Consider the following 16,139-nt stretch of genomic DNA (forward strand, 5'->3'; position numbering starts at 1 on the left):
TCGCTGCCAGTCCTTCACCGTAAGTCATTCTCCGGCAGCCTGCATGCTCTGGCGTGAACCGATGATATCCTGGTCGACGATCGAAAATGCAAGGTTGAGATGTCCCTCGAATACCAGGGAAGGCTCGTCCGGCACGACGGTCAGGCCCGGCATGCCGCCGAGCCGCACCACATGCGTCTGCGCCAGCCCCTCCTCTATGCCCGCCTGCAGCAGGTCCTGGTAGCGCGTGCCGGGACCGGTGATGAAGACCGGCATATGGCCATGCAGACTGAGCAGCCGCGAGAGGCCATAGCCCAACGCGGCACCCGCATTGCGGAACGCGAGCTGTGCCATGCGATTGCCCTGCCGGGCGCGGGCGGCGATCTTGTCGATTTCGGCAACCGGCACGAATTTCGCCGGGATCGTATCCAACGGCACCTCGAAGGCGGCGCGCAGGATGGCATAGAAGCCGGCATAGGCCTCGACGCAGCCGCGCGCACCGCAGCGACAGAGCCCGCCATTCGGCATATGCAGCATGTGCCCGAAATTGGGCGCCGAGATTTCCGGAACCCCGCCTGCGACCCGGCGTGCGATCCCGAGCCCGATGCTGTGGCCGAGCGAAAGCGCCGCGAGAACAGGCTCGCCGCCGCCCTGCGTCTTCACCTGGCGTTCGAGCAGCGCGCCCGCCACCAGCAGCGTCTCGTTGTTGAGGATGACCTTGGCATGCCAGCCGTCCTTCAACGCCGCGGCAAAATCCACCGGCTGGGAACCGAAGACCGGCGACCAGACGAGCACCGGTTCGCTCGGATGCGCCAGCCCCTTGCTGCTGACCGATACGAGGAGCACGCTGCCGCGGTCGATGCGGGAGCGTTCGACGGCCCGTTCCAGGCCCGCCGAGATGGCAGCCAGGAAGGCTGCCGTGCCGCCTTCGCCGCGGGGTTCGCTGAACCGGTCGAGCAGCGTGCCTGCATAATCGATCAGCGAATATTGAATCAGGTCCGACGAGATGATGACGGTGATGAGATAACCGCAATTGCGGCGCTGGCTGAACAGCACGCGCGGCCGTCCGCGGCCGACGGTCGCCTGCTGCTCGCTCTTTTCGATGATGCGGGCACGCTCCAGGTCGGCGGTGATAGAGGAGATCGTGGCCGACGCCAGGCCGGTCGCATCCGAGATCTCCGTATGCGCGAGCCGGCCGTGGCGACGCAGCGCAGACAGCACGAGCGCGCTGTTCTGCTGCCGGACCAGTTCCGTGCTCGATTTCGCCAGCATTCCCGCCTGCAGCCTCCCTCACTCCATCTGTCGATACGGCAGTGCCTTCCCCTCCACAAGTGCCGATTGACAGCCCTCAGAATCTCTGACATCTAATTTCTCGACTGTCGAGAAAAAAGCTGAATGCTTTCTCCGGCAGATTATCTGGCGGGGGGAGAGCACGGAGGCTAGCGCCCATCCGCCGTCACTCGGGAGGACATTATGAGATCATTCGTAAAGCTGATGGCCGGCGCGGCCATCCTCGTTTCCATGCATACCGCCGCCATGGCGGCCGATCTCGTCGTCGGCGTTTCCTGGTCGAACTTCCAGGAAGAACGCTGGAAGACCGACGAGGCCGCCATCAAGAAGGCGCTTGCAGCTGCCGGCGCCAAGTATATTTCCGCTGATGCCCAGTCGTCCGCGGCAAAGCAGCTCACCGACGTCGAGTCGCTGATCTCGCAGGGCGCCAAAGCCCTGATCGTTCTGGCGCAGGATTCGAGCGCCATCGGCCCGGCGGTCGAAAAGGCAGCAGCCGAAGGCATCCCGATCGTCGGTTACGACCGCCTGATCGAAAACCCCGCCGCCTTCTACATCACCTTCGACAACAAGGAAGTCGGTCGCCTGCAGGCACAGGGAGTCTTCAAGGCAAAGCCTGAAGGCAACTACGTCTTCATCAAGGGCTCCTCTTCCGATCCGAACGCGGACTTCCTGTTCGCCGGCCAGATGGAAGTGCTGAAGGCTGCGATCGACGCCGGCAAGATCAAGAATGTCGGCGAAGCCTATACCGACGGCTGGAAGCCGGAGAACGCCCAGAAGAACATGGAGCAGTTCCTGACCAAGAACAACAACAAGGTCGACGCGGTCGTCGCATCCAACGACGGCACTGCCGGCGGTGCGATCGCGGCGCTCGACGCTCAGGGCTTGGCAGGTTCGGTTCCGGTCTCCGGCCAGGACGCCGACAAGGCGGCTCTGAACCGCGTGGCGCTCGGCACCCAGACCGTATCCGTCTGGAAGGACAGCCGAGAACTCGGCAAGAACGCCGCTGAAATCGCTCTGGCGCTTGCCGGCGGCAAGAAGCTGACCGAGATCAAGGGCGTCCAGACCTTCGAAGGCGGTCCGAAGAAGGTCAAGATGCAGTCGGTCTTCCTGAAGCCGCAGGCGATCACCAAGGACAACCTGAACGTCGTCATCGAAGCGGGCTGGATCAGCAAGGCTGAAGCCTGCCAGGGCGTCAAGGCCGGCGCAGTGGCTGCCTGCAAATAACGCATGGCTTTGCGCAGACGATAAACTCACCGACGCCGCAGCACTTCTGCCGCGGCGTCGGTTTTCGGCGTAAGATGGCGCGGCCGCGTAAAAGGGACCCCCAGCGGGTTACTCGGCGGCTGAACGTCGCGCAGGCGTGATCCGGCTCGACATCTTCGAGCCGCAGCGCCTCGCTAAAGTGGGGAACGGCGAATCATGGCCGAGACAATACAGTCCACAACGAATTCCAAGACATCGGGAGCGGCAGGACAGGCGGAAGGCAATATCGTTGCCCGCTTCTTCCGCGCGACCGAGATCGACACGCGCATGCTCGGCATGATCGGCGCACTGCTGATCATCTGGGTCGGGTTCCATATCCTGACGGGCGGCCTCTTCCTGACGCCGCGCAACCTCTGGAACCTCTCGGTGCAGACCGCCTCGGTCGCCGTCATGGCGACCGGCATGGTGCTCGTCATCGTCACCCGCAACATCGACCTTTCGGTGGGCTCGATCCTCGGCTTCACCGGCATGATCATGGGCGTGCTGCAGGCCCGGCTCCTGCCGGAACTGTTCGGCTTCAACCACCCGGCCATCTGGATCATCGCGCTGGCCGGTGGACTGATCGTCGGCGCGCTGATCGGCACGTTGCACGGCGTCATCATCGCCTTCCTCGGCGTGCCCTCCTTCATCGTCACGCTCGGCGGTCTGCTCATCTGGCGCGGCGCCACCTGGTTCGTAACGAGCGGCCAGACGGTCGCGCCGATGGACGTCAACTTCCGCCTCATGGGTGGCGGCACGGAAGGCTCGATCGGCGCCACCTGGAGCTGGATCGTCGGCATCATCGCCTGTCTCGCCATCATCGCGGCGATCATCAACGCCCGCCACCAGCGCAAGCGCTTCTCTTTCCCGCGCCGGCCGGTCTGGGCCGAATACGTGCTGGTCGCACTCGGCTGTATCGTCGTGCTCGGCGCGGTGTGGATCGCCAACCAATATTACTGGCCGATCGCCATCGCCCGGCGTTACGCCGAGGCAAACAACATTGCCTGGCCGGAAGGTGGCCTGCTGATCTCCCAAGGCATCGCCATCCCGGTGCTGATGGCGATCGCCGTCGGCATCGTCATGACCTTCATCGCCACACGCCTGCGCTTCGGCCGTTACGTCTTCGCGATCGGCGGCAATCCGGAAGCAGCCGAACTCGCCGGCATCAAGACCCGCTGGGTGACGGTCAAGATCTTCGCGCTGATGGGCATGCTCTGCGCCATCGCCGCGGCGATCTCCACCGCCCGCCTCAACGCCGCCACCAATGCGCAAGGCGAGCTCGACGAGCTCTACACGATCGCAGCTGCGGTCATCGGCGGGACTTCGCTTGCCGGCGGCATGGGATCGATCGCCGGCGCCATGCTCGGCGCGCTCGTCATGCAGTCGCTTCAATCGGGCATGGTGCTGCTCGGCATCGATTCGCCGTTCCAGCGCATCGTCGTCGGCATGGTGCTCGTCACCGCCGTCTGGCTCGACACCGTCTACCGCGCTCGCGCCAAGTAACAGGAGTTTTCATCGTGACGGAACAAAACACTCCGCTCGTGGAAATGAAGAACATTTCCATCTCCTTCGGCGGGATTCACGCTGTCGAGAATGCCTCGGTCGATCTTTTCCCCGGCGAGGTCGTGGCGTTGCTAGGCCATAACGGCGCCGGCAAGTCGACGCTGATCAAGGTCCTGTCGGGCGCCTACAAGCGCGACAACGGCGACATCATGATCAACGGCGAGGCCGCCGATATCCGCAACCCGCGCGACGCCAAGAAATACGGCATCGAGACGATCTACCAGACGCTCGCCGTTGCCGACAATGTCGATGCCGCCGCCAATCTCTATCTCGGCCGCGAGCTGCAGACCAAATGGGGCACGCTCGACGACGTGGCCATGGAGGCCAGCACCCGCGAGGTGATGGGGCGCCTGAATCCCAACTTCAAGCGCTTCAAGGAACCGGTGAAGGCGCTCTCCGGCGGGCAGCGGCAATCGGTGGCAATCGCTCGCGCCATCCTGTTCGACGCCCGCATCCTGATCATGGATGAACCGACGGCAGCGCTTGGGCCGCAGGAGACGGCGCAGGTGGGCGACCTCATCAAGCAACTGAAACGCGAAGGCATCGGCATCTTTCTGATCAGCCACGACATCCACGACGTCTTCGACCTCGCCGACCGCGTCTTCGTGATGAAGAACGGCAAGGTGGTCGGCCATGCCCGCACCGAGGACGTCACCAAGGACGAGGTGCTCGGCATGATCATCCTCGGCAAGGTGCCGCCCGGCGCCACGCCCGGCCCCGGCGCCATGAAAGTGGCATGACTGCCGGACGGAATTGCGCCGCCCTTTGAAGCCCGCCGCTGATCAAGGGTGGCGCAGAGGCGGAACCGGGTTCTCCCGGTTCCGCCTTCTCTTCACAGCAGGCCGCGTCCCGTTGCGAAATCGGCAGGCTGTTGCCAGTCCCGGCATCTTGGAACTCCTCTCCTCCTCCAACGTTGGCTTTTCTGAAACCCCAACACGGAGGATCAAAATGCCTGAAGAACGGACTGCGCAGGAAGTCATCGAGCACAGGGGAAAGCCGCTGAGGACGGCACGACATTCGCCGGCCGGCCCATATGCCAAGGAGCGTCTGATCGACAGGGAGAAGACGCCCGGCGCCGGCTCCATGGCCGAGCCCGATGCGAAAGAGGTGGATGCGGGGTCGGAATAGCAAACGATCTATTCGGCGCCGCATGGCCGCACAACAAGGCTGTGTGCGACGCCGTGGCGCTTGCCCGCTCGGGCACGGATCGGTAACACCGTTCGGAACGATCAGAACGAGCGGGCCGGACGGGCATGGCAGACGAGACCATCACACTTTACGAGGCGATCGGCGGCGACGCGACAGTGCGGGCGCTGACAAAACGCTTCTACGAGCTGATGGACACGCTGCCGGAAGCGGCCCATTGCCGCGCCGTCCATCCGCCGAGCCTCGAAGGCAGCGAAGCGAAACTCTACGACTATATGACCGGCTATCTCGGCGGCCCGCCGGTCTATGTGGAAAAACACGGCCACCCGCGGCTGCGCTCACGCCATTTCGGCGCGGCGATCGGGCCTCTCGAGCGCGACGAATGGATGCTCTGCTTCCGCCGCGCCATGGACGAGACGATCGAAAATCCGAAACTGCGCGAGATCATCTGGCCGCCGATTGAGCGGCTGGCTTTCCACATGCAGAACAAGGAATAGGCCGTTGCAAAGACTCCATAAATTGCGGCCGTTGATTCTGTTTGTGAGCGGGCTGATGGGCGCCGCGGGCGTCGCTCTGGCCGCAGCGGCGAGCCACGGTGGCGACACGGTTTTCTTAGGCTCCGCCTCGACCATGTGTCTGGCGCATGCGCCGGTCCTGCTCGGGCTCTATCTCGGCCACCGGCATGTTCGCACGGCAACGCTTGCCGCGCTGGTGCTCGGCCTCGGCACGATCATCTTCGCCGGCGATCTCGTCTCGCGCCACTATCTCGGCGACCGGCTGTTTCCGATGGCCGCGCCGCTCGGCGGAACGGGGATGATGCTGGGCTGGCTGATCGTGGCGGCGGGAGCGTTATTGAAGGCGCGGGAGGTTTAAGGCGCCTTCTGGCCTGCCCTCTACCGCTTAAACGCTAGCACCCGAGCGCTCTCGGCCGAAGCGGCTTCCACCACCGTTCCCCGAACCGGCTTCGGCAGCACCACCACATTGGTCATATCCGCGGCCGCCTCGGCCCGGGCCGTCAGCAGTGCGTAAAGTTCCGGCACCAGCCCGTCGCCATTCTGTTCGGCAAGCTTGTGCAGGCCGATGAAAAGGCTGGTGTCACGACGTTCTTCGTTCATCATTGCGTTCCTTCATGGTCTGGAGCGCCCGCTCCAGACTGGATTTGGAGCCGTTGCGGAGCGGCACGAAGGTGACACCGAACTTCTTGCAGCCGGTCTTCACCCTCAGACACGCATCGTGGCTGATACAGTCGATGGGGCAGAAGACGCAGTCGACCGACGGCAGGACCGTGTCGATACGGGAGACCGCCTCGCGAAGTCCGCCGTCGTGGTGGATCAGTTCGGCGCCGAAATTGCTGGCGATCTCCCTCAGGTGCGCCACCTGACAGTCACGGCCCCCGACATAAAGAAAGCTGCGGACGTCCGTCACGCCCGGTCCCCGCGTTTCCGGGCCTTTGGCCTCCGCGCCGGAATTGCCGTGTCTGTGCTTCTGCTTCTTGGCCATATGCCCCTCGCCGCCGATTCCGCTCACGCTTCGGTTCCTCGATGGCCGGCACCATATTAAAGTTGATTTTCAGAGTAAAGATTAAAGTGGACTCTTTTTATCATGATATATCGGGAGGCCTGACATGGCATCGTCATTTCCAAAAATTTACCGTTTGATAAATTTTTATGCTGTGCTACCTTTTGCCCAATAGTTGTCCATGAATCCATAAAAGAGGGAACTTAGGATGGAACGACTGGGAAACGGTCCGAAGGCCGGGATCGAGGCTGGCCGCCTCACCGCTGCCGACTATGAGGCGAATTTCGCCGATCTCCACCCGCGTCTCGACAGGCACGAGGCGCTGGTCGAATCCGATCGCTGTTATTTCTGTTACGACGCGCCGTGCATGACGGCCTGTCCCACCTCCATCGATATCCCGCTGTTCATAAGACAGATCCAGACGGGCAATCCGCTGGGATCGGCGAAGACCATTTTCGACCAGAATATTCTGGGCGGCATGTGTGCCCGCGTCTGTCCCACCGAAACGCTCTGCGAACAGGCCTGCGTGCGCAACACCGCCGAGGACAAGCCGGTCGAGATCGGCAAGCTGCAGCGTTATGCAACCGACATCGCCATGGAACAGGGCCGGCAGTTCTACAGCCGCAAGGCTCCGACCGGCAAGACGATCGCCGTCGTCGGCGCAGGCCCTGCCGGCCTTGCCGCAGCACACCGGCTCGCCATGCACGGCCATTCGGTCGTCATTCTCGAAGCGCGCGAAAAGGCCGGCGGCCTCAACGAATACGGCATCGCCACCTACAAGGCGGTCGATGACTTCGCCGCCCGCGAAGTGGATTACGTGACCGCGATCGGCGGCATCGAGATCAGGAACGGCCAGGCGCTCGGCCGGGATTTCTCGCTCTCCGACCTGACGGCGCAATACGACGCCGTCTTCCTCGGCATGGGCCTTGCCGGGGTCAACGGCCTCGGCATCGAAGGCGAGGCGCTTGCAGGCGTCGAGGACGCGGTGGATTTCATCGCAGCCCTTCGCCAGGCAAAGGACAAGAGCGTTCTGCCGATCGGCCGGCGCGTCGTCGTGCTTGGCGGCGGCATGACCGCCATCGACGCCGCGATCCAGTCAAAGCTGCTCGGCGCCGAAGAGGTGACGATCTGCTATCGCCGCGGCAAGGAGAACATGAACGCCTCGCCCTACGAGCAGGATCTGGCGACCGCCAACGGCGTCATCATCCGCCACTGGCTGGCGCCGAAATCGATCATCGGCAAGGACGGCACGGTGGCCGGCATCGAGGTGGAATACACCGCGATCCGCGACGGACGGCTGATCGGCACCGGCGAGACCGGCGTCATCGCCGCCGACCAGATCTTCAAGGCGATCGGCCAGACCTTCTCCGCCTCGGGCCTCGGCGCGCTGCAGTTCGAGAAGGGCAAGATCGTGGTCGATGCCGAGGGCCGCACCTCGATCGAGGGCGTCTGGGCCGGCGGTGACTGTATCGGCACCGGTGAGGACCTGACCGTGTCGGCCGTCGCGCAAGGGCGCGACGCCGCGGAAAGCATCGCAAAAGCCCTGGCTGCCGCGGGGCAGCCGGCAACCGCAGTGGCTTGAGGGGAGATCGAGACAATGGCTGATATCCGCAACAACTTCGTCGGCATCAAATCACCCAATCCGTTCTGGCTGGCGTCCGCGCCGCCGACCGACAAGGCCTACAATGTCGAGCGCGCCTTCAAGGCGGGCTGGGGCGGCGTGGTCTGGAAGACGCTCGGCGAGGAAGGCCCGCCGGTCGTCAACGTCAACGGCCCGCGCTACGGCGCGATCTGGGGTGCCGACCGCCGCCTGCTCGGCTTGAACAATATCGAACTGATCACCGACCGCGACCTCTACACCAACCTTCGCGAGATGAAGGAAGTGAAGAAGAACTGGCCGGACCGGGCGATCGTCGCCTCGATCATGGTCCCTTGCGAGGAACAGGCCTGGAAGGCGATCCTGCCGCTGGTCGAAGAGACCGAGGTCGACGGCATCGAGCTCAACTTCGGCTGTCCGCACGGCATGTCCGAGCGCGGCATGGGTTCCGCGGTCGGCCAGGTGCCGGAATATATCGAAATGGTGGTGCGCTGGTGCAAGCAGTACACCCGCATGCCGGTCATCACCAAGCTGACGCCTAATATCACCGACATCCGCCACCCTGCCCGCGCGGCCAAGCGCGGCGGTACTGACGCCGTCTCCCTGATCAACACGATCTCGTCGATCGTCTCGGTCGATCTCGACACATTCTCGCCCAACCCGTCGGTCGGCGGCAAGGGCAGCCATGGCGGCTATTGCGGCCCGGCGGTGAAGCCGATCGCGCTCAACATGGTGGCCGAAATCGCCCGCGATCCGGAAACCTACGGCCTGCCGATCTCCGGCATCGGCGGCATCACCACCTGGCGTGACGCGGCCGAATTCCTGGCACTCGGCGCTGGCAACGTGCAGGTCTGCACCGCGGCGATGACCTACGGCTTCAAGATCGTCCAGGAAATGATCACCGGTCTGTCCGACTGGATGGACGAAAAGGGCCACCGCTCGCTCGACGACGTCATCTGTCGCGCGGTCCCCAACGTCACCGACTGGCAGTACTTGAACCTCAACTACATCGCCAAGGCGCATATCGACCAGGACGCCTGCATCAAGTGCGGCCGCTGCCACATTGCCTGCGAGGATACGTCCCACCAGGCGATCACCAGCATGGTCGATGGCGTGCGCCATTTCGAGGTGATGGAAGAGGAATGCGTCGGCTGCAATCTCTGCGTCAACGTCTGTCCGGTCGAGAACTGCATCACCATGGAAGCCCTGCCCGCCGGCGAACTCGACAAGCGCACCGGCAAGGTGGTCGACCCGACCTACGCCAACTGGACCCAGCATCCGAACAACCCGATGGCAAGGCAGGCCGCCGAGTAAGCCCTATCCTATGCCCCGGTCAGCTCGGCCGGGGCATTTTCGTTCTGGCACTCCTGATCAGCGACGCCATGCGATCACGGGCGAGCGCGGCCTTGTCGAGCTTGAGGTGTTCGCTGAATTCCACGGAGCCGTGTTCCGGCGTCTTCAGAAAGCAGCGGTAGTGCATGCCGCCCTCGCCGTCACTTTCCGCCTCGACCGTTGGCGGCGGCAGACGGTCGGGATCGATACGCTCCTCGTCATGGGTCCAGAGCCAACGGCGGGTGACGATCCAGCCGCCGTCGCTTTCCTGCCGGACCGAGACGATCGGCCGGGCAAGGGATCCGGACGCCAGCCAGCCTCCCACCCCCCAGAAGAAGGCGAGGACGAGCGCCCTGAACGGCTCTTGCGCTATGCCGCTGCTGCGGAAAAACACCCAGGTCATCAATCCGAGAATGGCGAACCAGGCAACGATGAAAAGCCAGCCATAGAGCGGCCGCAGGTTCCTAAAAAGCAGTCTCTCCATGGCTATTGCCTCCCAAGACTTCTTTCGATGCGGCGATTATATCACGACCCGGGGCACATGCGAATTATCTGAACAACGAGTACAAAAACAAAGAGGCCCGGCGGTTGCCGGGCCTTCTTCGTTTCAGTGATGCGATGCACATTAGATCGGGCGGTTGGCGCCGTCGAAATAATCGCCGCTGTTGACGTCGGCCTGGATGTTGGCCTTCTGAGCGTCGGCCTTCTGGCCGATGCTGCCGGTGTGAACCTGATCGACGGTGGCGGAAGCCTTGGAGGCGCCGTCATAATAATCGCCTTCAGCAAGAGCGACGGAAGCGAAGGAGGCCGAAGCGATAAGGGCTGCGGCGATGGCGGAAGTGATCTTGGTCATGATGGTAGTCCCTTCAGAGTTACCCGCGGCTTCAAAGTTTGCGACCTGGCCTGCGGGGATTGTTTCGGTGTCTTGAATGAGCTGCAGTTAGTTCGGGCGGTTTGCGCCTTCAAAGTAGTCGCCACGGCCGACGGGAGCCGGGATCTGGTTGGCGTTCTGCTGGTCCTTGGCAATGCTGGCGGTCTGCATGTGGTCGACCATGGCGGAAGCCTTGGAAACGCCCTGGAAATAGTCGCCTTCGTCAGCGAAAGCTGCACCGGCGAACGAAACCGAAGCGATGAAAGCTGCGGCGATTGCGGAAGTGATCATGGTCATTGTCTTGGTCCTTTTAGGTTTGGAAGTCCGGTCTGCGTTACGTGCGGTTTGGGATACGGAGCCGGATGGATTTCAGTTTCACGGCCTCGAACGATTTTTAGTTCGGGCGGTTGGCGCCGTCGAAATAGTCGCCGCTGTTGGCGTCTGCCTGGATGTTGGCCTTCTGAGCGTCGGCCTTCTGGCCGATGCTGCCGGTCTGAACCTGATCGACGGTGGCGGAAGCCTTGGAGGCGCCGTCATAATAATCGCCTTCAGCAAGAGCGACGGAAGCGAAGGAGGCCGAAGCGATAAGGGCTGCGGCGATGGCGGAAGTGATCTTGGTCATGATGGTAGTCCCTTCAGAGTTACCCGCGGCTTCAAAGTTTGCGACCTGGCCTGCGGAGATTGTTTCGGTGTCTTGAATGAGCTGCAGTTAGTTCGGGCGGTTTGCGCCTTCAAAGTAGTCGCCACGGCCGACGGGAGCCGGGATCTGGTTGGCGTTCTGCTGGTCCTTGGCAATGCTGGCGGTCTGCATGTGGTCGACCATGGCGGAAGCCTTGGAAACGCCCTGGAAATAGTCGCCTTCGTCAGCGAAAGCTGCACCGGCGAACGAAACCGAAGCGATGAAAGCTGCGGCGATTGCGGAAGTGATCATGGTCATTGTCTTGGTCCTTTTAGGTTTGGAAGTCCGGTCTGCGTTACGTGCGGTTTGGGATACGGAGCCGGATGGATTTCAGTTTCACGGCCTCGAACGATTTTTAGTTCGGGCGGTTGGCGCCGTCGAAATAGTCGCCGCTGTTGGCGTCTGCCTGGATGTTGGCCTTCTGAGCGTCGGCCTTCTGGCCGATGCTGCCGGTCTGAACCTGATCGACGGTGGCGGAAGCCTTGGAGGCGCCGTCATAATAATCGCCTTCAGCAAGAGCGACGGAAGCGAAGGAGGCCGAAGCGATAAGGGCTGCGGCGATGGCGGAAGTGATCTTGGTCATGATGGTAGTCCCTTCAGAGTTACCCGCGGCTTCAAAGTTTGCGACCTGGCCTGCGGAGATTGTTTCGGTATCTTGAATGAGCTGCAGTTAGTTCGGGCGGTTTGCGCCGTCGAAATAGTCGCCGCTGTTGACGTCGGCCTGGAGCTTGCCGTTCTGGCCGATGCTGCCGGTGCTGATGTGATCGACGGTAGCGGAGGCGGCGGGAGCGTTCTTCTCGGCGCCCTGGTAGTAGTCCCCTTCGGCGAGAGCGGCAGAACCGAACGAAGCCGAAGCGATGAGGGCGGCGGCGATGGCGGAGGAAATTCTGGTCATTGTCTTGTTCCTTGCATGGGGTGGAGCCGAGTTTCTCGAAGCCCCTCCGTGTGTTTGATCTTGTCTTCCGAAGCTCGTTGCCGCGCTTCTGATGCTCAAGATGGTGCAAGTCGGCCGTCGGGAATAGACAGCAAGTTGCGGACGTATTGTTCGCAAATGTTGAACGATTTAAATTTTATCGTTCACACAAAAAGCATGCACCTGCGTGGGGATTTGGCGGGAGGATTACCGGGAGCTGTCTTCAGCGGGCTCGTTCAGCAGGTCGAGCATGGCGCGCAGCGCGCGGGTAACGTGGCGCTCGCCGTGGAAAAGCGCCGAAAACTGCCGCAGCGGCATCGGGAAATCGGCAATGTGAAGCCGGCCGGAAAAGGAGTGGGATGATGCTGCCCGGCTTGAAAGCACCGTGGCGCTCAACCCCGCCTCCACCGCCGCCATCGCCGCTTCGTTCGACGGCATTTCAAGGACAACCGACAATGACTGCGGCTCGATGCCGAGATTGATGAGTTGCGCCTCGAAGGCGGAGCGGGTGCCCGATCCCAGTTCGCGCATGATCCAATTGGTTTCCAGAAGATCGCTCGAGCGGATCTTTCGCCCGTCCGCCCAGGGGTGGCGGCTGCCGACGACCAGCACCAGCCTGTCCTCCGCCACCTTTCGGCGTTTGAGCCCGACCAGAAACACTTCGCCTTCGACGACCGCGAGTTCCGCCGCCCCGGTCAGCACCGCATCGGCAGCACTCTGGGTATTGCCGACGGTGAGCCGGAGATCGACGCGCGGAAACCGCTCGTGATAGCTGACCAGCCGGGCGGGAAGCCAATAGCTCGCCACCGTCTGGCTGGCATGGACACGCAGGATGCCCGAGGCCGACCCGCCGAGATCGGCAAGCACATGCTCGGCGGTCTGTGACCGCTCCAAAACGGCGCGCGCCTCTGGCACGAACAGTTTTCCCGCTTCGGTGAGTTCGATCCGCCGCCCGACCCGGTTGAACAGGATCACCGCATGCCGCGCCTCCAGGGCCGAGATCGCCGCGCTCACCGCCGACTGCGTGAGGTTCAGCGCCTCAGCCGCGCGGGTCACATGTTCGCGGGTGGCGACTTCGAGAAAAATTCGGAGCTGATCGAGGGTCATCGTCTCAAAACCATTCGTTTTTATCGAACGATATCAGAAAACTTATCAATTGGATTTGTGTTTTTGTAAAAGAGAGAATGATTTTCGACGAATTGAGACTCTCGTGGAAAAATCATGAAGCCGATCCAGCCGACTGCGGAACAGCGCGCCCACCTCTCCTCTCCCTATTGGCCAGCTTTCACTCAGCTTCTTCCTGGACTTCTCCTGACCGCCGCGATTGCTATGGTCGCCCTCACCGTCCGCAACCTCACAGGCTGGACGACGCTGAGCCCACTCATCCTGTCGATCGTCTTCGGTATGCTGATCCGAAATCTGGCCCCTGTCCCGACAGCCGTCGAGCCAGGCATCGGCTTTTCGCTGAAGCGAATCCTGCGTTTCGGCATCGTGCTACTCGGCCTGCAGGTGACGGCCGGCCAGATCCTCTCCCTCGGCGGCGCAGGCCTTGCCATGGTGGCGCTGACGCTGGTGACCACCTTCGTGGCGATCCGTCTGGTCGGCCGCGCCATGGGCGTCGACAGGTCGCTGACCGACCTGATCGCCGCCGGCACCTCGGTCTGCGGCGCCTCGGCCGTCATCGCCGCCAATACGGTGGTGCGCGGCAAGCAGGAGCATGTCGCTTATGCGGTCGCCTGCGTGACGCTGTTCGGTTCGCTGTCGATGCTCGCCTATCCGCTGCTCGCCGCCCCGCTCGGGCTCGACGCCCGCGGTTATGGCCTATGGACCGGCTCCACCATCCACGAAGTCGCGCAGGTCGTCGCGGCCGCCTTTCAGGGCGGCGATGTGGCAGGCCAGTTCGGCACCATTTCCAAGCTCGCCCGCGTCGTCATGCTGGCGCCGCTGATCATGACGCTGGCGCTCGCCATGCGCTCCGGCGCTGAAGGCTCATCGAAGGCCTCGGCGCCGATGCCGTGGTTCGTGCTCGGCTTTATCGGGATGATGCTGGTCAACAGCGCGGTCGCCATTCCTGCCGGCGTGAGCCAGACGCTCGTGACCGCGACGAGTTTTCTGCTATCGATGGCATTGGCGGCCATGGGCCTGCAGACCGATATCCGCAAATTGAAGGCGGAAGGCTGGCGGCCGCTCGCGCTCGGCGCGTTCGGCTGGCTATTCATCGCGGTTTTCGGCTACGCGATGCTGAAGCTGTTCGCATTTTGAGGAAAAACAGATCGAAGAAACACGGGCCGCGTCACCACTGGCGCGGCCTTTCGTCATCTATGGTCAGCAGGGCTTCGGCTGGTCGTTCTTCGGCTCGGAATCCCGCACTGCCTCGTCGTGATACCAGCAATTGGTATCGACGACGCTCAGGGCGACATCGTGGATTCCAGTCGGCACGGTCCGGCCGTCATCCAGCCGCCGTCTCGGACGAACCGGAAACTGGTAGATGGTTGCTGACTCACGATGGATGTGAATTGTCATCCTATCGTCTCCTAACTCCAAAGGTGCATTCAAACACACACAGAGCACAAATCTGCACATTTTTTGTGCTTATTGCACGATTTTATATCATTTTAGCGACTCGCGCTAGGCGCTAAATGAGTGGTGGCGCGGTCCCGGCGATCTATTTTGCTCACAGGAACCTCCGGCGGGGAAACGTGTGCCAACCGACGCCGGTTCCGAGCAATCTTGATAGAACCTTTAAAACTCGGAGATTCCATGAGAACGTGCTGATCTACAGCACCTTTAATCCCTCTCAGCGCTCCGCCTGCGACCCCTCGTTTACACTTTTTTAATCCAAAACCGTCGCTCCGATGCAAACTGGCACGGGAAATGCGTTCTTCTGGTTACCCCGGAGGCGCGGTATCGTCGCGATGCCGCTTCCTCAGGATGGCTCAACCATGAACGTCACGGCCTGAGAGATAAAATATGACCAAGTATAAGCTCGAGTACATCTGGCTCGACGGGTACACCCCGGTACCGAACCTGCGTGGCAAGACGCAGATCAAGGAATTCGACACCTTCCCGACGCTCGAACAGCTGCCGCTGTGGGGCTTCGACGGTTCGTCGACCATGCAGGCCGAAGGCCGCTCCTCCGATTGCGTGCTGAAGCCGGTTGCGATTTATCCGGATCCGGCCCGCACCAACGGCGTTCTCGTCATGTGCGAAGTCATGATGCCGGATGGCGTCACGCCGCATGCTTCGAACGCCCGTGCGACCATTCTCGACGACGAGGATGCCTGGTTCGGTTTCGAGCAGGAATACTTCTTCTACCAGAACGGCCGCCCGCTCGGCTTCCCGGAACAGGGCTACCCGGCTCCGCAGGGTCCGTATTACACCGGCGTCGGTTATTCGAATGTTGGTGACGTCGCCCGCGAAATCGTCGAAGAACATCTCGATCTCTGCCTCGCCGCCGGCATCAACCATGAAGGCATCAATGCCGAAGTGGCCAAGGGCCAGTGGGAATTCCAGATTTTCGGCAAAGGCTCCAAGAAAGCCGCCGACCAGATCTGGATGGCACGCTACCTGCTGCAGCGCCTGACTGAAAAGTACGGCATCGATATCGAATATCACTGCAAGCCGCTCGGCGACACCGACTGGAACGGCTCGGGCATGCACTGCAACTTCTCGACCAAGTACATGCGCGAAGTCGGCGGCAAGGACTATTTCGAAGCGCTCATGGCTGCCTTCGACAAGAACCTGATGGACCACATCAACGTCTACGGCCCGGACAACGACAAGCGCCTGACCGGCAAGCACGAAACCGCTCCGTGGAACAAGTTCTCCTACGGCGTTGCCGACCGCGGCGCCTCGATCCGCGTGCCGCACTCGTTCATCAAGAACGACTACAAGGGCTACCTGGAAGACCGCCGTCCGAACTCCCAGGGCGACCCCTACCAGATCGCATCCCAGGTTCTGAAGACGATCGCCGAAGTCCCGACCAACCGGGCTTCTGCCGCCGCCTGAT

Annotated in this window: 22 protein-coding genes; 10 read left to right on the forward strand and 12 right to left on the reverse strand. The window is 62.2% G+C overall.

All coding sequences use genetic code 11. The features are described 5' to 3' along the window. Positions 1–24 precede the first annotated feature (24 nt). Positions 25–1,251: an ROK family transcriptional regulator gene (locus GQ59_RS01505; protein ID WP_037076639.1), complete on the reverse strand. Its 1,227-nt coding sequence runs from the start codon at positions 1,249–1,251 to the stop codon at positions 25–27. A 201-nt stretch (positions 1,252–1,452) separates the two neighbouring features. Here GQ59_RS01505 and xylF point away from each other — a divergent pair, with 201 nt between their 5' ends. From xylF to GQ59_RS01535, 6 genes are all read left to right on the forward strand, one after another. After that, positions 1,453–2,493: a D-xylose ABC transporter substrate-binding protein gene (xylF, locus tag GQ59_RS01510; protein WP_037076642.1), complete on the forward strand. Its 1,041-nt coding sequence runs from the start codon at positions 1,453–1,455 to the stop codon at positions 2,491–2,493. 195 nt (positions 2,494–2,688) lie between these two features. Next, a complete protein-coding gene (locus tag GQ59_RS01515) occupies positions 2,689–4,014 on the forward strand; it encodes a sugar ABC transporter permease (RefSeq protein ID WP_037076644.1) in 1,326 nt (441 codons plus the stop codon). A gap of 14 nt (positions 4,015–4,028) precedes the next feature. After that, complete coding sequence (locus GQ59_RS01520) at positions 4,029–4,814, forward strand: ATP-binding cassette domain-containing protein (protein ID WP_037076646.1); 786 nt, start codon at positions 4,029–4,031, stop codon at positions 4,812–4,814. 208 nt (positions 4,815–5,022) lie between these two features. Beyond that, on the forward strand, positions 5,023–5,202 hold the full coding sequence (locus tag GQ59_RS01525; RefSeq protein WP_037076649.1) for a hypothetical protein: 180 nt from the start codon (positions 5,023–5,025) through the stop codon (positions 5,200–5,202). A 125-nt stretch (positions 5,203–5,327) separates the two neighbouring features. Beyond that, the gene (locus GQ59_RS01530) at positions 5,328–5,717 is read left to right on the forward strand and encodes a group II truncated hemoglobin (protein ID WP_037076652.1); all 390 of its coding nucleotides are present in this window, start codon (positions 5,328–5,330) and stop codon (positions 5,715–5,717) included. A gap of 55 nt (positions 5,718–5,772) precedes the next feature. Then, positions 5,773–6,093, forward strand: coding sequence for a DUF423 domain-containing protein (locus GQ59_RS01535; RefSeq protein WP_244447897.1), 321 nt, complete (start codon positions 5,773–5,775; stop codon positions 6,091–6,093). A 20-nt stretch (positions 6,094–6,113) separates the two neighbouring features. Here GQ59_RS01535 and GQ59_RS01540 read toward each other — a convergent pair whose 3' ends face one another. Both GQ59_RS01540 and GQ59_RS01545 read right to left on the reverse strand, forming a co-directional pair. After that, positions 6,114–6,335: a hypothetical protein gene (locus GQ59_RS01540; RefSeq protein WP_037076657.1), complete on the reverse strand. Its 222-nt coding sequence runs from the start codon at positions 6,333–6,335 to the stop codon at positions 6,114–6,116. Further along, positions 6,316–6,720, reverse strand: a complete 405-nt coding sequence (locus GQ59_RS01545; RefSeq protein WP_037078056.1) for a DUF2325 domain-containing protein — start codon at positions 6,718–6,720, stop codon at positions 6,316–6,318. Before GQ59_RS01545 ends, GQ59_RS01540 begins: the two co-directional genes overlap by 20 nt. Positions 6,721–6,946: 226 nt before the next feature. Between GQ59_RS01545 and GQ59_RS01550 the strand changes: the two genes are divergently transcribed. Together GQ59_RS01550 and preA are read left to right on the forward strand one after the other, a co-directional pair. Then, on the forward strand, positions 6,947–8,320 hold the full coding sequence (locus tag GQ59_RS01550; protein WP_037076659.1) for an NAD(P)-dependent oxidoreductase: 1,374 nt from the start codon (positions 6,947–6,949) through the stop codon (positions 8,318–8,320). Positions 8,321–8,335: 15 nt separating this feature from the next. Next, a complete protein-coding gene (gene preA, locus GQ59_RS01555) occupies positions 8,336–9,649 on the forward strand; it encodes an NAD-dependent dihydropyrimidine dehydrogenase subunit PreA (protein WP_037076661.1) in 1,314 nt (437 codons plus the stop codon). Between the two features lie 19 nt (positions 9,650–9,668). Here preA and GQ59_RS01560 read toward each other — a convergent pair whose 3' ends face one another. The 8 genes from GQ59_RS01560 to GQ59_RS01595 form a co-directional block, all read right to left on the reverse strand. Then, on the reverse strand, positions 9,669–10,151 hold the full coding sequence (locus GQ59_RS01560) for a hypothetical protein (protein WP_037076663.1): 483 nt from the start codon (positions 10,149–10,151) through the stop codon (positions 9,669–9,671). A 141-nt stretch (positions 10,152–10,292) separates the two neighbouring features. Beyond that, positions 10,293–10,520 carry a hypothetical protein gene (locus tag GQ59_RS01565; protein WP_037076665.1) on the reverse strand — a complete coding sequence of 76 codons (228 nt, stop codon included), beginning with the start codon at positions 10,518–10,520 and terminating at the stop codon, positions 10,293–10,295. A gap of 87 nt (positions 10,521–10,607) precedes the next feature. After that, positions 10,608–10,835 carry a hypothetical protein gene (locus tag GQ59_RS01570; RefSeq protein ID WP_037076667.1) on the reverse strand — a complete coding sequence of 76 codons (228 nt, stop codon included), beginning with the start codon at positions 10,833–10,835 and terminating at the stop codon, positions 10,608–10,610. 97 nt (positions 10,836–10,932) lie between these two features. After that, entirely contained in the window at positions 10,933–11,160 is a 228-nt protein-coding gene (locus tag GQ59_RS01575; RefSeq protein WP_037076669.1) for a hypothetical protein, read from the reverse strand. An 87-nt stretch (positions 11,161–11,247) separates the two neighbouring features. Continuing rightward, complete coding sequence (locus GQ59_RS01580; RefSeq protein ID WP_037076667.1) at positions 11,248–11,475, reverse strand: hypothetical protein; 228 nt, start codon at positions 11,473–11,475, stop codon at positions 11,248–11,250. Positions 11,476–11,572: 97 nt separating this feature from the next. After that, positions 11,573–11,800, reverse strand: a complete 228-nt coding sequence (locus tag GQ59_RS01585; protein WP_037076669.1) for a hypothetical protein — start codon at positions 11,798–11,800, stop codon at positions 11,573–11,575. Positions 11,801–11,887: 87 nt separating this feature from the next. Further along, positions 11,888–12,112, reverse strand: coding sequence for a DUF680 domain-containing protein (locus GQ59_RS01590; RefSeq protein ID WP_037076672.1), 225 nt, complete (start codon positions 12,110–12,112; stop codon positions 11,888–11,890). Between the two features lie 225 nt (positions 12,113–12,337). Then, positions 12,338–13,237 (reverse strand): LysR substrate-binding domain-containing protein, encoded by a 900-nt coding sequence (locus tag GQ59_RS01595; RefSeq protein ID WP_037076676.1) that lies wholly within the window; start codon positions 13,235–13,237, stop codon positions 12,338–12,340. 114 nt (positions 13,238–13,351) lie between these two features. Here GQ59_RS01595 and GQ59_RS01600 point away from each other — a divergent pair, with 114 nt between their 5' ends. Then, on the forward strand, positions 13,352–14,392 hold the full coding sequence (locus tag GQ59_RS01600; protein ID WP_037076679.1) for a YeiH family protein: 1,041 nt from the start codon (positions 13,352–13,354) through the stop codon (positions 14,390–14,392). A 63-nt stretch (positions 14,393–14,455) separates the two neighbouring features. Here the strand turns inward: GQ59_RS01600 and GQ59_RS01605 are convergent, their stop codons facing one another. After that, positions 14,456–14,653, reverse strand: a complete 198-nt coding sequence (locus GQ59_RS01605; protein ID WP_037076682.1) for a DUF2735 domain-containing protein — start codon at positions 14,651–14,653, stop codon at positions 14,456–14,458. 447 nt (positions 14,654–15,100) lie between these two features. Between GQ59_RS01605 and GQ59_RS01610 the strand changes: the two genes are divergently transcribed. Then, positions 15,101–16,138, forward strand: coding sequence for a glutamine synthetase beta-grasp domain-containing protein (locus GQ59_RS01610; RefSeq protein ID WP_037076685.1), 1,038 nt, complete (start codon positions 15,101–15,103; stop codon positions 16,136–16,138). The last annotated feature ends 1 nt before the right edge of the window (position 16,139 follow it).

This window comes from Neorhizobium vignae, from assembly GCF_000732195.1.
In the GTDB taxonomy this organism is placed as follows: domain Bacteria; phylum Pseudomonadota; class Alphaproteobacteria; order Rhizobiales; family Rhizobiaceae; genus Neorhizobium; species Neorhizobium vignae.

Coding starts and splice junctions, on each gene's coding strand:
- GQ59_RS01600 (WP_037076679.1), top strand. CDS start 13,352: ATGAAGCCGATCCAGCCGACTGCGGAACAGCGCGCCCACCTCTCCTCT.
- GQ59_RS01545 (WP_037078056.1), bottom strand. CDS start 6,720: ATGGCCAAGAAGCAGAAGCACAGACACGGCAATTCCGGCGCGGAGGCC.
- GQ59_RS01570 (WP_037076667.1), bottom strand. CDS start 10,835: ATGACCATGATCACTTCCGCAATCGCCGCAGCTTTCATCGCTTCGGTT.
- GQ59_RS01550 (WP_037076659.1), top strand. CDS start 6,947: ATGGAACGACTGGGAAACGGTCCGAAGGCCGGGATCGAGGCTGGCCGC.
- GQ59_RS01575 (WP_037076669.1), bottom strand. CDS start 11,160: ATGACCAAGATCACTTCCGCCATCGCCGCAGCCCTTATCGCTTCGGCC.
- GQ59_RS01580 (WP_037076667.1), bottom strand. CDS start 11,475: ATGACCATGATCACTTCCGCAATCGCCGCAGCTTTCATCGCTTCGGTT.
- GQ59_RS01525 (WP_037076649.1), top strand. CDS start 5,023: ATGCCTGAAGAACGGACTGCGCAGGAAGTCATCGAGCACAGGGGAAAG.
- GQ59_RS01595 (WP_037076676.1), bottom strand. CDS start 13,237: ATGACCCTCGATCAGCTCCGAATTTTTCTCGAAGTCGCCACCCGCGAA.
- GQ59_RS01540 (WP_037076657.1), bottom strand. CDS start 6,335: ATGAACGAAGAACGTCGTGACACCAGCCTTTTCATCGGCCTGCACAAG.
- preA (WP_037076661.1), top strand. CDS start 8,336: ATGGCTGATATCCGCAACAACTTCGTCGGCATCAAATCACCCAATCCG.
- GQ59_RS01505 (WP_037076639.1), bottom strand. CDS start 1,251: ATGCTGGCGAAATCGAGCACGGAACTGGTCCGGCAGCAGAACAGCGCG.
- GQ59_RS01560 (WP_037076663.1), bottom strand. CDS start 10,151: ATGGAGAGACTGCTTTTTAGGAACCTGCGGCCGCTCTATGGCTGGCTT.
- GQ59_RS01605 (WP_037076682.1), bottom strand. CDS start 14,653: ATGACAATTCACATCCATCGTGAGTCAGCAACCATCTACCAGTTTCCG.
- GQ59_RS01610 (WP_037076685.1), top strand. CDS start 15,101: ATGACCAAGTATAAGCTCGAGTACATCTGGCTCGACGGGTACACCCCG.
- GQ59_RS01565 (WP_037076665.1), bottom strand. CDS start 10,520: ATGACCAAGATCACTTCCGCCATCGCCGCAGCCCTTATCGCTTCGGCC.
- GQ59_RS01535 (WP_244447897.1), top strand. CDS start 5,773: ATGGGCGCCGCGGGCGTCGCTCTGGCCGCAGCGGCGAGCCACGGTGGC.
- xylF (WP_037076642.1), top strand. CDS start 1,453: ATGAGATCATTCGTAAAGCTGATGGCCGGCGCGGCCATCCTCGTTTCC.
- GQ59_RS01585 (WP_037076669.1), bottom strand. CDS start 11,800: ATGACCAAGATCACTTCCGCCATCGCCGCAGCCCTTATCGCTTCGGCC.
- GQ59_RS01530 (WP_037076652.1), top strand. CDS start 5,328: ATGGCAGACGAGACCATCACACTTTACGAGGCGATCGGCGGCGACGCG.
- GQ59_RS01515 (WP_037076644.1), top strand. CDS start 2,689: ATGGCCGAGACAATACAGTCCACAACGAATTCCAAGACATCGGGAGCG.
- GQ59_RS01590 (WP_037076672.1), bottom strand. CDS start 12,112: ATGACCAGAATTTCCTCCGCCATCGCCGCCGCCCTCATCGCTTCGGCT.